The sequence below is a fragment of the Listeria floridensis FSL S10-1187 genome (genome assembly GCF_000525875.1).
In the GTDB taxonomy this organism is placed as follows: Bacteria; Bacillota; Bacilli; order Lactobacillales; family Listeriaceae; genus Listeria; species Listeria floridensis.
Map to the genome: position 1 here is coordinate 1 of NZ_AODF01000006.1, position 15,428 is coordinate 15,428.

Annotated in this window: 10 protein-coding genes and 2 pseudogenes; 6 read left to right on the forward strand and 6 right to left on the reverse strand. The window is 39.1% G+C overall.

The window, feature by feature from the left end; all coding sequences use genetic code 11:
- From MFLO_RS03305 to MFLO_RS03325, 5 genes and pseudogenes are all read left to right on the forward strand, one after another.
- A partial coding sequence (locus tag MFLO_RS03305; RefSeq protein ID WP_036096372.1) for an NADP-dependent oxidoreductase occupies positions 1–646 on the forward strand: 646 nt, incomplete at its 5' end.
- 177 nt (positions 647–823) lie between these two features.
- A complete protein-coding gene (locus MFLO_RS03310) occupies positions 824–1,801 on the forward strand; it encodes an AI-2E family transporter (protein WP_051993470.1) in 978 nt (325 codons plus the stop codon).
- A gap of 147 nt (positions 1,802–1,948) precedes the next feature.
- The gene (locus MFLO_RS03315; protein ID WP_036096374.1) at positions 1,949–3,232 is read left to right on the forward strand and encodes an alkaline phosphatase family protein; all 1,284 of its coding nucleotides are present in this window, start codon (positions 1,949–1,951) and stop codon (positions 3,230–3,232) included.
- Positions 3,229–4,489 (forward strand): annotated as a pseudogene (locus MFLO_RS03320) (MFS transporter). The gene MFLO_RS03315 and the pseudogene MFLO_RS03320 overlap by 4 nt, the downstream one beginning before the upstream one ends.
- A gap of 90 nt (positions 4,490–4,579) precedes the next feature.
- A complete protein-coding gene (locus MFLO_RS03325; protein WP_036096376.1) occupies positions 4,580–5,173 on the forward strand; it encodes a VanZ family protein in 594 nt (197 codons plus the stop codon).
- A gap of 375 nt (positions 5,174–5,548) precedes the next feature.
- On the opposite strand, the gene MFLO_RS14500 is transcribed toward MFLO_RS03325, so the two are convergent.
- The 3 genes from MFLO_RS14500 to MFLO_RS03340 form a co-directional block, all read right to left on the reverse strand.
- Complete coding sequence (locus MFLO_RS14500; RefSeq protein ID WP_051993474.1) at positions 5,549–9,070, reverse strand: immunoglobulin-like domain-containing protein; 3,522 nt, start codon at positions 9,068–9,070, stop codon at positions 5,549–5,551.
- Between the two features lie 338 nt (positions 9,071–9,408).
- The gene (locus tag MFLO_RS03335; protein ID WP_051993476.1) at positions 9,409–10,002 is read right to left on the reverse strand and encodes an NUDIX hydrolase; all 594 of its coding nucleotides are present in this window, start codon (positions 10,000–10,002) and stop codon (positions 9,409–9,411) included.
- A gap of 69 nt (positions 10,003–10,071) precedes the next feature.
- Positions 10,072–11,247 (reverse strand): MFS transporter, encoded by a 1,176-nt coding sequence (locus tag MFLO_RS03340; RefSeq protein WP_036096378.1) that lies wholly within the window; start codon positions 11,245–11,247, stop codon positions 10,072–10,074.
- 164 nt (positions 11,248–11,411) lie between these two features.
- Between MFLO_RS03340 and MFLO_RS16940 the strand changes: the two are divergent.
- Positions 11,412–11,964, forward strand: a pseudogene (locus MFLO_RS16940) (PadR family transcriptional regulator).
- 18 nt (positions 11,965–11,982) lie between these two features.
- Here MFLO_RS16940 and pflA read toward each other — a convergent pair.
- The 3 genes from pflA to mutL all read right to left on the reverse strand — a co-directional run bounded on the left by pflA (position 11,983) and on the right by mutL (position 15,419).
- Positions 11,983–12,729 (reverse strand): pyruvate formate-lyase-activating protein, encoded by a 747-nt coding sequence (pflA, locus tag MFLO_RS03350; RefSeq protein WP_036096380.1) that lies wholly within the window; start codon positions 12,727–12,729, stop codon positions 11,983–11,985.
- A 285-nt stretch (positions 12,730–13,014) separates the two neighbouring features.
- Positions 13,015–13,581, reverse strand: coding sequence for a glycerol-3-phosphate responsive antiterminator (locus MFLO_RS03355; protein ID WP_036096382.1), 567 nt, complete (start codon positions 13,579–13,581; stop codon positions 13,015–13,017).
- A 20-nt stretch (positions 13,582–13,601) separates the two neighbouring features.
- The gene (mutL, locus tag MFLO_RS03360; RefSeq protein WP_036096383.1) at positions 13,602–15,419 is read right to left on the reverse strand and encodes a DNA mismatch repair endonuclease MutL; all 1,818 of its coding nucleotides are present in this window, start codon (positions 15,417–15,419) and stop codon (positions 13,602–13,604) included.
- Positions 15,420–15,428 lie beyond the last annotated feature (9 nt).

Here is a 15,428-nt window from a genome sequence, read left to right on the forward strand (position 1 = left end):
AAACGGTTCATATGCGGAAGAAATTGCCGTTAACCAATTATTTGTGTCGAAAAAGCCAGCAAATTTGAGCTATAAGGAAGCAGCTTCAGTTCCGCTGGCTGCTTTGACGGCCTACCAAGCTTTGCGTAACTTTGCAGGTCTAAGTGCAGGCGAACGTGTTTTTATTTCTGCTGGTTCTGGAGGTGTGGGGAGTTTTGCAATTCAAATCGCTAAAATTATCGGTGCCGAAGTTGTCACAACAACAGGACCAAATAATATCGACTATGTAAAATCACTCGGAGCAGACGAAGTATTTGATTATACTAAAACTGATTCATATGATACTGAACCAGTTGATGTTGTTTTTGATTTAATCGGTGGAAAAAGTCAGCTCGCAGCCTTTTCGCTTTTAAAAGAAGGCGGTCGTATCGGCTCAATCGCTGGTGCTCCAGATCCAGAGCTTGCAAAAGAAAAGAAAGCCATCGCGAAGGGACTTTGGGTAGTTTCAAGTGGGGCTGATCTCGACGAACTACGTAACTATATCGAATCGGGTAAAATCACAACTGAAATTGCTGCTGAATTTCCGCTTCATCAAGTGAAGGAAGCTCATGAGTTGAGTGAAAAAGGGCATGTGCGTGGTAAAATTGTCATTGAAGTAGCGAAATAATATAAGTAAAAGTTCCGGATGACACATCCGGAACTTTTTTTGCGGAATAAATCATTAGAACACATGCATCTGTAAGGTTTATCTGATACAATGGAAATAAGCATTTTAGAATGGGAGGACATCTTTTTTTGGACAGTTTGATTCAGTTTTTTTAAAAACAAAAGCGTTCGTCGAGTTTTGGTCTTTATACTTGTCGCATTCGTTTTATATTTACTGCGTAGCATGATGGATATTATCTTGCTTACCTTTATCTTTTCATTTTTAATTACACGGCTTGAGGGCTTCATTTTACGCCGAATTTCAATCTATCGGCAAGTGATCGTGCTGTTACTTTATGCGATTATTGCGCTCGTTTTGACTTTTGTTGTTGTCAAATATGTCCCTCTTTTAACAGAACAAATTAAACAACTTGTAAACTTTATCAACCATTTCTTTACAACTGACAGCAATAATGAATTTATTAACTATGTTGTGAACCTGGCTAACCAAGTTGATGTGATGAAGTATACCGAACAAGGTGTTCAAATTGTTGTAACGTACCTGACAAACATTGGAGTTGTGCTCTTTAATGTGTTCATCGCTTTGATGCTGAGCTTGTTTTTCTCGCTCGGGAAAGATCAGTTGGTAAAATTCACGAATCAGTTTGCGACAAGCAAGATTGCATTCATTTACGAAGAAATCAAGTATTTCGGCAAAAAGTTTGTGTCCACATTCGGGAAAGTCATTGAAGCACAGTTTCTAATTGCGATTGTAAACTGTGTCCTCACAACGATTTCGCTTTGGATTTTAGGCTTCCCACAACTGATGACACTATCCATCATGGTATTCCTCTTGGGGCTTATCCCGGTTGCTGGTGTGATTATCTCGATGGTTCCGCTTACGATTATTGCATACACAATCGGCGGCTTCCAATATATTTTTTACATTATTGTAATTGTAGTTGTGATTCATGCACTTGAATCATATGTGCTGAATCCGAAGCTAATGTCTGCTAAAACCGATTTACCAGTTTTCTATACCTTTATAATCTTGATTTTCGGAGAACATTTCTTTGGCATTTGGGGATTAATTGTCGGGATTCCAGTTGTGATGTTCTTCCTCGATGTTCTGGGCGTCACCGACCAAGCTGAACACATGCTTGAAAAAAAAACCTAAACGAGATATTCCTAAACAAGACTCGGAAAGTTAATTTCCGGGTTTTTTTGTACGCTGAATCGATTTTGTCTGCACGGCGAAATGCGTTCGGCAAGCGGAACTCAGCATAGTTTGCTACAATAATAAAGAAAAGAAGGATGTGAAACTATGACAAAACATTTATTTGTACTCTCGCTTGACGCGCTCGGCGCAAAAGATTTGGAAGATTTGTCTGAACTTCCAGCCATTAAAAGTCTGATCGATCGCGGCGTGCATGTGAAAGAAGTCAGCACGATTTATCCATCGCTTACATATCCGGCCCACACAAGCATTATTACCGGCCATTATCCGCTTGCACACGGGATTATAAATAATACCAAGATTCAACCGGAGAAAAGTTCGCCCGATTGGCATTGGTATAAACGCGATATTCAAGTACCAACACTTTATGATCTTGCAAAAGCAAAAGGGTATAAGACGGCTGCTTTTCTCTGGCCGGTTGCGGCTCAAAGCGGAATTGACTACAACATCGCTGAAATTTTTCCGAACCGCTTTTGGCTCAATCAAGTGATGGTTTCGCTTTGGGCTAGTTCACCATTTTTCCTGCTTGATATGAATCGGAAATACGGTCATCTACGCGATGGCATTAAACAACCAAATTTGGATGCATTTTTAGTGGAGGCAGTTACAGATACAATCCGATCAAAAAAACCAGGATTACTGCTTGCTCATTTTGTGGATATGGACAGCATGAGGCATGAATTCGGAGTAGAATCCGATGAAGCCAAGGCAGCTCTTAAGCGTCATGATGAACGGGTTGGTAAAATTATTGAGGCAACGAAAGAAGCGGGAATCTATCCGGATACAACCTTTGCCATTTTAGGGGATCATTATCAAATTGATGTTCATACCGCCATTCGCCTTAATGTGCGCTTTTTAGAAGAAGGGTATCTGGAAGCCAATCAAGAACAAGAAATCAAACGCTATCATGTCTATGCCAAAAGCTGTGACGGCTCAAGCTATATTTACGTAAAAGATAAAACCTTGAAGCAGCCGGTATATGAATTACTGAAGTCGATTCCAGAAATTGAACATGTTTATACATCAGCGGAGATTATCAATCTCGGTGCCGATCCGGATGCGGATTTTATGGTGGAAGGAAAGCCAGGTTATTATTTTATTGAAGATGCAGCGGGGCCATTTTTGGAAAAAATCACCGATGAAAAAATAGGGGAGCCAAATTTCTACAAGGCCGTTCACGGTTACCATCCAGACAAATCAGATTATAAAACGACACTTATCTTTGCAGGACCAGAAATCAAACAAGGGGAAATGCTTGATAGCGCTCGTTTGATTGATGAAGCACCAACTTTTGCGCGAATTTTAGGGTTTGACATGAAGAATACAGAAGGTGAGATTCTTCACGAAATCTTTAAGGAGAAAAGGGAATGAAATACACAAAAGAAGAGAGAAGCTGGATTTTACAAGACTGGGCCAATTCAGCCTATTCGATCATGATTACAACGGCCATTTTACCAATATATTTTAAAGGAGTGGCGGATAACGCCGGTATTGCAGGCCATACTTCGACGGCTTATTGGGGTTACGCCAACTCAATTGGGACACTTCTAATCTCGGTTTTGGCACCAATTCTTGGAACTATTGCTGACTACCAATTTTTCAAAAAGAGATTTTTTAACGTTTTTACGATGCTCGGTATTCTTTGTACGGTTGCGTTTACGTTTGTGCCTAGTGACGGTTGGCTCATGCTTCTTGGGCTGTATGCTTTATCACTTATCGGGTTTTCCGGAGCTAATATTTTTTACGATTCTTTTTTAGTAGATGTAACGTCAAATGAAAGGATGGACAGGATCTCATCTGCAGGTTATGCGTATGGTTATTTGGGCAGCTGTATTCCGTTCGTGATTTTTATTATTTTCCAAGCAACAGGGATATTGCCAATCAGCCAAGTAGCGCTCGTTAACATTGGGTTTTTAATGACAGCCATTTGGTGGCTTGGATTTACGATTCCTTTTTTTAAAAATGTTCAGCAGCATCACTATATTGAACGTGTAAAAAACCCCGTCCGTACGAGCTTCAAGCGTTTATTTCAAACTGTGCGCGAAATAAAAAAAACATAAAACGATTGCTGTTTTTCTGATCGCTTATTTCTTTTACATAGACGGGGTAGACACAATTTTCAGGATGGCAACAAGCTATGGGCTAGATCTTGGTATCACACAAACAACTTTGATTATTATTTTACTTGTGACGCAGCTTGTAGCATTTCCTTTTACGCTAATTTATGGACGGCTGGCCAAAAGTTTTGGAACGAAGCCGCTTATTTTAACAGCTATTTTCATTTACATTATCATTTGTATCTATGCTGTTTTCATGAAAACAACAACGGATTTTTGGATTCTCGCTATCCTTGTTGGAACGAGCCAAGGCGGGATTCAAGCGCTTAGCCGTTCTTATTACGGTAAGTTGATTCCAAAAGAACGTTCTAATGAATTCTATGGATTTTACAACATTTTTGGGAAATTTTCTGCGATTATGGGACCGGCTTTGATGGGTTTTATTACTCAATTGACAGGGAAAACCTCTTACGGTGTCACGAGTTTAATTGTACTTTTCGTGATTGGTGGTATACTCTTCTTATTTGTAAAAGAAGATCGAACTGTTGAAAAAAGGGGAGTAAGGCTGTAATTTTTAAGTTTTCTTTCTTTTCGTTTAAAACTTCTTTAACAAATTTGCTTTATACTTAGAAGCAAGAAATGATTAAAGGAGGAGAACAAAATGAAAAAAGCATTTAATCTTACATTGTTGCCGATTGCCTCCATATTATTTGCGATTTATCTGTATATGTACTTTTTTAAAGACTGGATGTATTTTTACTTGACGAACTTGATGCAAACCTACAGTTTTATAGATTTATTGACCATTTCAATTACAACAACGCTTATCTATCTGATTGCCATCCAAGTCATTAATCGCAAATTCAGTCCAATCTTAACGATGGCCGCTTATCTAATTTACTTTGCGTGCCTATTGTTTCTTCTTTTTGGAAAAGGAAGTCAAATCCAAGGTATATCAACAGATACGTTTGATTTTATCGATCCATTTTTAGCAGGAAATTTACGTGTCATTACAATCGGAAATGTAGCAGCTTTTATACCTATCGGATTTCTATTTAAAAAACGTGGCTTTTTCATAACCCTAGCAACTGCCATATTGTTAATTTCAAGTGTTGAGATGCTACAGTATTATTTAAAGGTCGGCTATTTTGATACCGGCGATATTTTTCTAAATGTATGTGGCATTATCCTTGGCTACTTAGCAATACGTGTAGTAAATGCAATATCTAAACGAAATTATCCTAAACCCATCTGAAACTAGATGGGTTTTTCATATGAGTTATTTTTTGCGTTGAAACGAGCCATACAAGCAGTTGAATAATCGAAACCGGCGCTGCATAAAGCGCTGGTTTGAAAGATATTTGGTTTTTAGCTTAAAACAGTTTTTATAGTTTAGAAAGCAGTTTAATTTGCGACTAAATGAAATCTAGATATAGAAGTGCTCGATTAAAATTCTAACGTTTACACAGGAACGTCACATAAAAAGCTATTTTAAAAAGGTTTTAAGCGTAAAGATTAATTTGTTATATCCATCTATTACTTCCTATAATATATATTATGTAAACTTAAAAAGAAATCAATAAGGAGAGTAAATTAACTCAGCTCTCCCTATCAATTATCCATACAATTCTTATAAAACTGTTAAACGTTTGACTTCCTTATACGATTTATCTACTGCAACAAGCTCGACCTTATCACCATCTTTAACGAGTGATCCATCAAAACTAAAATTGCCCTCTGTATCAGGAGCTTTTTGAGTTTTCACTTCGCTATTCACCCATAAACGTACTGAAAGAATATCTTTTCCAGCTATTCCTGAAAGTGAAGCATCGCCGACTGCAAAAGTTTCTGCTTTTAGCGAATAGTCCTTGACTGGAACTTCAATTCTATTTACTTCTTGATAGCGTGAATCTACCGCTACAATTTCTACTTTGTCGCCTTTCTTGATTAGTTGACCCGCACTTGTAAATACATAGTTTCCTGCACTATATACTTCGCCTTGCGTTTTCACTTCGCCATTTACCCATAGACGTACAAAAGCAACTTTACTACCAAAAGTACCGGATAGTTCAGCTTGTCCTAACTCATAGATATCCGCTGTTAAAGTGTTGTCCATCGTATCTGTCACGTTTACTGTAATACGGTTTACTTCTACATAACGCGTATCCACACCTACAACTTCCACTAAGTCGCCTGATTTAATGAAGTTTCCTGCATTCGGGAACGAGTATGTTCCATCTTCGTTGAGTTGTGCTTGCGCTTTTACTTCACCATTCACCCAGAGACGTACTTTGCTGATATCAGTGCCAAATGTACCTATCAGTTCTGTTTGACCAATTTCAAATTTATCGGCCATCAGATCATAGTTTTTTGTCGCTTCTTCAACTGTTACAACAATTTTGTTTACTTGTTTATAGCTAGCATCAACTGCAACAATCTCTACTAGATCGTCTTGCTTGATCCATCCTCCTGCATTCGGAAATGAATAGTTACCGTTACCATCAGTTTCAGCTTGTGTCACGACTTTTCCATTTACCCATAGGCGCACCTTAGAAATGTCTTTTCCAAATGTCCCTGTTAACGCTTGCTGTAAAAACTCGTAGCGATCAGCAGTTAAATTGTAATCTTTTGCAGGCGCATTTACAGTAACCGTAATCCTATTTACTTCGTTGTAACGTGCATCAACTGCAACAACTTCAACAATATCTCCTTCTTTAATTAATCCGCTAGCACTTGAGAACGAATAAGTTCCATCTGCATTAATTGATGCTTGGGCTACGACACTGCCATTCACCCAAAGGCGTACCTTAGAGATATCCTTACCGAATGCTCCATTAAGCGCTGCTTGACCAACTTCGTATTTATCAGCAGTCAATTTATAGTCTTTTTCTGCTTCAAGAAGTGGCACAGCAATACGATTTACTTCATTATATTGTGCATCAACTGCCACTACCTCCACTTTATCGCTTGTTGATTGAATAAATCTTCCACCGTTAGGGAAAACATAGTTGCCATAAGCGTTTGTTTCAGCTTGAGCCACAACTTTTTCATTCACCCAAAGGCGTACTTTTGAGACATCCTTTCCGAACTTGCCTGAAAGTGATGCTTGACCAATTTGATGGTCTTGCACAGTTAAACTATAATTCTTACTTTCTTCCGCAACTGTAACATTAATTCGGTTCACTTCAACAAATTTAGCATCAACTGCAACAATTTCAACTTTATCATCTGCTTTGATAAAACTTCCAGCATTCATAAACACATAATTTCCGTTTCCATCTGTTTCAGCTTGTGCTACTACTTTATCATTAACCCAGAGACGTACTTTTGAGACATCTTTTCCAAATGTTCCAGTTAAAGTTTTTTGGAGTAGCTCATAGCGATCTGCTGCTAATGAATAATCTTTAATCGCTTCGAGAACTGTTACATTAGTTTCTGCGCTCACATTTCCAGCAGCATCTTCAGCAGTTAGGCTTATTACTGCATCTTTCATTTGTGCGGGAATATTCATTTGATAATTTCCTGTGCTATCAGTTTTAGCTGTACCAATCACGTTGCCCTCTACAACAGCGGTAACTGTTGAGTTGGCCTCAGCCGTACCTTTAAGCACGAGTGTATCATCATAAACTGGGGCTTCAACAGTTGGAGCATCTGGCGCGGTCACATCAGCAACAATAGTTTTTGTTGTATTAGTTAAGCTTCCTCTTTTTGCTATAACCGTAACTTCTGTCCCTGCTGGCAGCATATCAATTACCGCTGAGTAAGAGCCATCAGCTGCTACAGTTGCAATGTAAGATTTCCCTGCCGCTTCAATAACTACGTTCGAACCAGGCGACACGGTTCCAGTTGCTTTAGTACTTTTATCATTTAGAGCGTTCACAGTAACTTCAGGTGGTACTGCATTTGTGTTCGAAATTCGATGTATGCTTGTTGGTTTGAAATTCGTATTGAAATTTGTATCATTAATAGTATGGGCAGATGTGGTGTATCCAGACATTTTAAATGTTCCTGTTAATCCCTGCCAGGAAACATCTGGCATGTCTGTAGCATTATTTGTAAGCCAAGCTCCTATTGTTTCATTATTAAAGCTGTAGGTGGAGGAACCATAAGAATAAATAGCGCGCCCTTTTATATTGGTGTTATTAATATCAAAATCTGTTACTCCATCAAAAGTAAAAGTTCCTGTATTTGTACGTATTGCATAGTCAGTGACAGGAGACGCTGTGACCTTAAACGTACTACCTGATCCTAGAGTAATATTTTTAGCTAACAGTTGAACATAATCTATTTTTTCATCTGTGAAATGTGAGCTGTATGAAGCATTCGGCTCTAGAATAAATGAAGCAGATGAGCCATAAACACCAGCTTGCTTATTATTTAGTTCCACTTTTGCATTGCTTTCGACTGTCATTGTTGCTTTGCCACGTAAGTAAAATGCATTGCTTCCGCCTAAAGTTTTTACCTCAGCGCCATTTCCGATAGTTATATCTCCATCACCAAAGACAGAAACATTAAGTGCGTTCGACGTCATTGTCAGTTTTGCTTCTGGTTGAACAGTTAAGCTTTTCAGTTCCATGTTTTCATTTCCAGATCCTGTTGCTGTGAGTGTTGTAGTACCTGAAATATTTACATGACCATTTACATTATAAATCGCTTGCGGCCCGGTATAAGTAACATTGTTCATGTTAATTGTATAACCGTCAACATCAGAAAAAACTAAACCATAAGCAGAATAGTAACCGTCTGGCTGGTTCGCAATTACATTTACATTATTAAAAGTAACTGTATTTGCACCATCACGGCGCCCGTTCATAGAGTTTTTATACATGTTGATGGTATGGCCATTTCCGTTGATAGTAACAGAATGTGTCACGCGAGCATCAGTGTAGACATTGGTAGTACTTGGAAATTCGATATCGCCAGTTAAATTAATAGTTGCTACAGCATTATTTGCCAATGCTGCTTTAAAATCACTATAGGAAGAAACGTTAACCGTACTTTCATCCGCTTGAGCGGAAATACCAGGATCGACTGCCAGAACGTTAATTGGCAAACTCGTAACCACTTGGCTTCCAAATGTTAGTGCAGCAACACCAAGAACCACTCCTTTCTTCGTTAATTGATAGAACTTTTTATCTTTCTTAATTGACATTTCGTAATTTCCTCCTTGGAGACTGTTTTGCAGCCGTTGCATAAATTTTGCGGAAACTAGCTGCTTACTCCAAGTATAGTAAAAATAATTTAGATTCAAATATATAATAAGATACGAGTTTTATTTTTTTTTAAATAAATTTTCGTCATTTTTGACATAATTGGAAAAAGCTCCCAACCAAGTGATGCAATGGAAATCACAAAATTTAGGCAGAATTATAGTATTGTTTCATTCTGCTATTTTAAAAATCCGATTTTATATAAACCAGATTTTTTTCATGAACTATTTTTATTTAATGATGAAACTATGATATATTAATCGAATTAAATATTTCTGATTTATTTTTTTCCGGCAATATAGTTTACGACAAAATCACGATAGTTTCCGGTATGTGGGCAGAATTCGGATGGCTCAATTGGGAATGTATTTTTGCTTCGCCTTCCAAGTTCGTATCCAGAACTGATTTGATTGTTCCTCCAAGCTTCCATCTCTCTTTCATTTAAGACGATAAGCCGCTCTACTTCTGGCCCAAGTTTGAGCATTTGATTCCACTTGAATTCCGTGAAATAAATTGCGCATAGTTCATGGTCGATGAAACCCGGTTCTTCATAATAACTTGGAACATGTCCGCTATAATCAAGCTGCTCTAGGCTAAGTTTAAGTCCAATTTCTTCTTCGATTTCGCGAAGAACTGCTTCGTCTCGTGTTTCGGAAGCATCAATATGGCCTGCAACAGTAATGTCATAAAGCCCGGCAAAATCTGTCTTTTTAAAGGAACGTTGCTGAAACAAAAGAAAAATTTCTCCTGCATGGCGAACGTAAAACCAGACGTGAACTGTTTCGTGCAGCAAACCTTTGCGATGAGCTTCATTTCGATCTTTTACAGCAATTACTTCCATGTGGTCATTGATGATATTAAGCTGTTCTTTCATTTTTTTCACCTCTTCCCTTCGATTGTAACATAAAAATACACTCTCCAATTATGAGAGTGTATTTTTAAATTATTCAGTTGCTTCAATTTTAGCATCTTGATGTGTTGGAACGATTTTCAAGAATAATAGCGCCATTCCGAAAACAGCTAAAACTGCTGCGACAATAAATGGATAGCTCGCGCCGAAGGCTTCGCTGATTAGACCAGATAGCAATGGTGCAAATGCGGCACCGAGCCAGCGAACAAAATTGTAAGCTCCGCTTGTCACGCTACGCGCATATGGTGAATGTTCCATTACAGTCGTTGTAAAAAGCGCATTATTGATGCCAAGGATCAGCCCAGACACGATAATCAGCACAATTCGCGCAGGAAGGCTTGGGATGATACCAAGCAGCACAAGGATAACGGCGCAAGCGACTAAGGTGAACTTGAGAACGGTTTTTGAATTGAAACGCGCTTCAAGGTCATGGGCGATTTTGGCAGAACCAAGCGCTAGACAAAGGCCCCAAGCAAAAAAGACAAAACCGATTTGAATCGCAGAAAGCCCTAATACAAGGGGTGAATACGCTAAAATCGTAAAGAAACAATAATAGTAAAACATCCCGCTTACAGCAATTTGCAGAAATGGTTTGTAGGTAAAGAGATGTAGCATTTGCTTGATTGGGACTTCTTTTTTGGCTGTCTTTTCTTGTGCCGGTGCTTTTACTTTGAAAAGGACAAGCAAACAAGCGATAAAAATTAAGGTTGCTGTAGCAAAAAATGGATAGCGCCAAGACAAGTTGCCCAGTACGCCGCCTAGAAGCGGTCCAAATGCCATTCCAAGTCCCATAGCAGACTCATAAAGGCCAATGGCATGTGACGGTGTATGCGATAATGCAATCAGCATAGTCATGGCTGTTGCAAGGAACATTGAATTGCCAAATCCCCATCCAGCTCGGAAAAGCGAAAGTCCGGCAATGCTGTTTGAAAAGCCGCATAAAAGTGCAAAAACAGTGACAATCGCAAGACCTGTTACGATCAGCCGCTTATCCCCTACTTTACTTGCGACAATCCCAATCGGAATCATCATCACGGCCATTACAAAAATATACGAAGTAAAAAGCATTTCTACTTGAGAATGAGTAGCACCAATACTTTCAGCGATACTTGGAAGAATCGGATCAACAATCCCAATCCCCATAAAAGCTAGTAATGAGGCTGCCGCAGTAATCCATTTCCCGGCAGCTTTTTGTTTGTCTGTCAACATAAATTGATCCACTTCTTTCTTTTTTTCTCGACTTTCTTATTTTATTCCTGTTTATTTCATATGTCAATATTTACATATATAAAAAGTGACATATGTATAAAATTGCATTATCTTTTTTTTTGATTTAAAATGTAAAGGTGATGATATAGAAAGGATGATTTGAAATGGCGACTGCGGTTAACTTGCTCGGCTATACGCTCCTTGAAATGATTGCTCGTGAAGCTTCGAGCGGCTATGATTTAGCGTATCGGCTGAAAATTATGCAAAATACGCACCACAGTCAAATCTATCCAATGCTCGCTAAATTAGAAGAACTTGGTTATCTCGTTTCTTATACACGTCAGCAGAACGGGAAGCCAAACAAAAAAAATTTATGCTATCACTTTTTCTGGGATAGAACTACTTGAAGCTTGGTCTAAAACAGCTGTAAAGTCTCCAGTGTTACGCGATGAATTTGTCATTAAGATTCAGCTCGATTGGTTGAATCCTGAACGAACAAAGGAACTTCTTGAAGAACGAGTTGCTTACCTCGATGAACAGCTTATATTAACCAGCGCAACGCTTCATTCGATTGAAGAAAACCTAGGACTTGTTTCAGAAAGTGAGCGTGCGGGTAACATGCCCTACCAGATTTATGAACGCAAGTACGAGTTGACAATGGCTGAAAAAAGATGGTGCCAAAGTTTACTTGAACACAAAAAAACCACTCGCTCTTAAAGAGCAAGTGGTTTTTTGTTATCTATAAGTTTGAGTTTGGAGAATTTCGTTCGCCATATCAACCGTTTCTTTATCCGGAGTTTCAATGCCTTCAAGCGGATAGCGAATGCCAAGTTTTTCCCACTTATAAACCCCCATCGTATGATACGGCAATACTTCAACCCGTTTAACATTTGGCAAAGTAAGAATAAAATCATGCAAAGCTGTTAAATCTTTCGGATCGTCTGTTTTCGTTGGAATCAGTACATGACGAATCCAAATCGGTTGATTTTTATCGCGCAAGTAATGTGCGAAATCCAAGATTGGAGCATTTGGCCGTGAAGTTAATTTCAAATGCTTTTCAGGGTCCATTTGTTTAATATCAAGTAAAATCAAATCTGTGAGTTCCATCAAGCGATCCAATTTTTCAATAAATTCCGGTTCGCGTGTAAAACAGCCGCCGCAGCTGTCAATCGTCGTGTGAATACCTGCTTCCTTACAAAGTGTGAATAGTTCGATCAAAAAATCGACTTGTAGAAGCGGTTCGCCGCCACTGACCGTGATACCGCCGCCGGTTGCGTCCCAAAATTCTTTATATTTTATAGCTTCATTAAAAACATCTTCTGCCGTTCGCTCCGTTCCAGTCCCAATTTTCCACGTATCAGGGTTATGGCAAAACTGGCAGCGTAACAAACATCCTTGCATAAAAACAATAAAACGAACACCTGGACCGTCAACCGTTCCCATCGTTTCCGTAGAATGAACATGGCCGATTACTTTTTCCATTGTCTTCTTCCTTTCAATCGTCTTTCCTTACATTTGATTTTATTGTAAGCGTTCTTTTGTGCATTTCTGAACGTGAATAATTAAACGTAAATCTATACTGTTATCATAACATATTATTAGAAAAATGCTACAGTTTTTTGCTTGAAAGTTCATCCAACCGAGAAATTCCTTAATTTACCAAACTTCACGCTAACAAACTTATTTCCTGTACTATTAAACACGTTCTGTTCTGTTATAATACAAATTGACATTCAGACCAAACTGTATAATAAAAGCCGTTCTTAATCAAGAACGGCTTTTTTGCCAAAGTGATTTATCTGAAGTCGTCACTGCTGTCGCACCAGCCGCAAGCACAGCATCAATTTGATCATACCTTTCAATCAAACCGCCGGCAATTACAGGAATATCCATCGCTTGAATCATCTTTCCGATTTGCTCAGGTAAAATACCTGGTAAAAGTTCAATCGCATCCGGCTGTACTTTTTCGATCAGCGTTGAACCTTTCGTATAGGCACTCGAATCAATCATAAATAGGCGTTGAATTGCCAAAACTTTATGCTGTTTCGCCTTTAAAATCACGTTCCCTCGCGTTGAAATTATCCCATCCGGACGAATTTCCTGACAAAGAAAATCAATCGCATAATCATCATTCTTTAAACCATTTACAAGATCAGCATGGAGCAGTACTTTCTTTCCCGTGGATTTCGCAAATTTGACAAGTGAACCAAGCTGAGCAACATGTGTTTCGAGCATGACCATATAAGTTGCATCTGAAAGTTCAGCAATCTTTTCAATATCCCTTTGATTATGGGCTGCTGGAATAATCCGTTGCCCGTTAAATAAATCTTTCACCTTTTACGTTGCTCTCCTTTTTACATCACGCGCTTAAACATCTTCTCAAGCTCGTAAGTTGTGTACTTGATGATAACAGGTCGACCATGTGGACAAGTAAATGGATCACTTGCTTCACGAAGCGTATCAAGCAAAGCTTCCATATCCGGCATCGTCAAATAGTGATTGGCTTTGATAGACTTTTTACAGCTCATCATAATTGCCGTATCTTCTCTTAGCTTATGAATGCTTACATTTGGCTCGTGCAGTGCTTCATCCACAATTTCACGCAAAGTCGTTTCTTCTTCACCTTTTGGAAACCAAGTCGGATGCGAACGAATGATAAAGCTATTTTGCCCAAAAGGCTCCATGAACACACCAACATCCTCTAATTTTTCTTTTGCTTCCGTAAGCCGTAAAAACTCGTCTGCTGTGAACTCAAGCACGATTGGAACAAGCAATTCTTGAAGTTCACGGCTCACTTCACCGATTTTCTCGCGATAAAATTCATATTTAATCCGCTCTTGCGCGGCATGCTGATCAATAATATAAAGTCCTTCTTCATTTTGCGCTAAAATATACGTCGCATGCATCTGTCCGATTGGATACATTTTTGGAATCCTTTCCGGTTTTTCTTCAGGAACCGGAGCCGCATCACTTACATACACCTCTTCTTGTTCGAAGACAAATGGCTCAGAATCTGCTTCATTTTGTTCTGGAATAAACTCGGGCACAGAAGGTTTTTCAAATAGCATCTGTGTTACAGGTTTATCATCTTGATCCAACTTTTCTTGATCTGGCTTATCATCCAAACGAATTTTCAGTTGTTCCGATTGCAATTTTTCTCGCTTTGAAACTGCACCATCTGGGATAAGCTGTAGCTTATGAAAAGCATCCTTAATCGCTGCCGTAATTAGCTGACCAAGTTCCTTTTCCTTACTAAGACGCACTTCAAGCTTTGCCGGATGAACATTCACATCAATAATAATCGGGTCCATCTCGATTTCAAGTACGATAATTGGAAAACGGCCAATTGGAAGGAGTGTATGATAACCTTCTTGAATCGCCTTTACTAGTGCAAAATTCTTGATATAGCGTCCATTAATAATTGTTGAAATATAATTGCGGTTAGAGCGGTTGATTTCCGGCAAAACGCCGTATCCCGAAATCTTAAAATCAAGCGATTCCGCTTCAATCGGTACCGTCTTCTTGGCAATTTGAACGCCGTAGATTGCGGCAATCACTTGCCGCAAATCCCCATTTCCGCTAGTAGAAAGGAGCGGTTTTCCGTTATGAGACAACCTAAAGCTGATAGTTGGATGAGCAAGCGCTAAACGATTGATGACATCCGTAATATTGCCAAGTTCAGTTGGAAGACTTTTCAAGTATTTTAACCGCGCCGGGGTATTATAAAAAAGCTCACTCACTTCAATTTCCGTGCCTCGTCGTGCAGAATCGCTGTGTTTATCAATTTCTTTTCCACCTTCGATCACGATCGTCGTTCCCATTTCACCAGAAGAAGTGGTCATTTTCACCTTAGCGACAGAAGCGATACTTGGCAGAGCTTCGCCTCGAAAACCAAGTGTATGCACCCGAAACAAATCTTTTTCTGTTTTAATCTTGCTTGTAGCGTGGCGCAAGAAAGCAGTGGAAACATCTTCCGGTTCAATGCCGAGACCATTATCAATGACCGTCATTTTGGATAAGCCCGCTTCTTCAATCAAAATATCGATCACACTGCTTTTCGCATCAATCGCGTTTTCAACAAGTTCCTTGATTACGGAAGCAGGACGTTCTACTACTTCCCCAGCTGCAATCTTATTGGAGAGGTCATCCGTTAATTCGATAATTTTCGCCACACAATCACA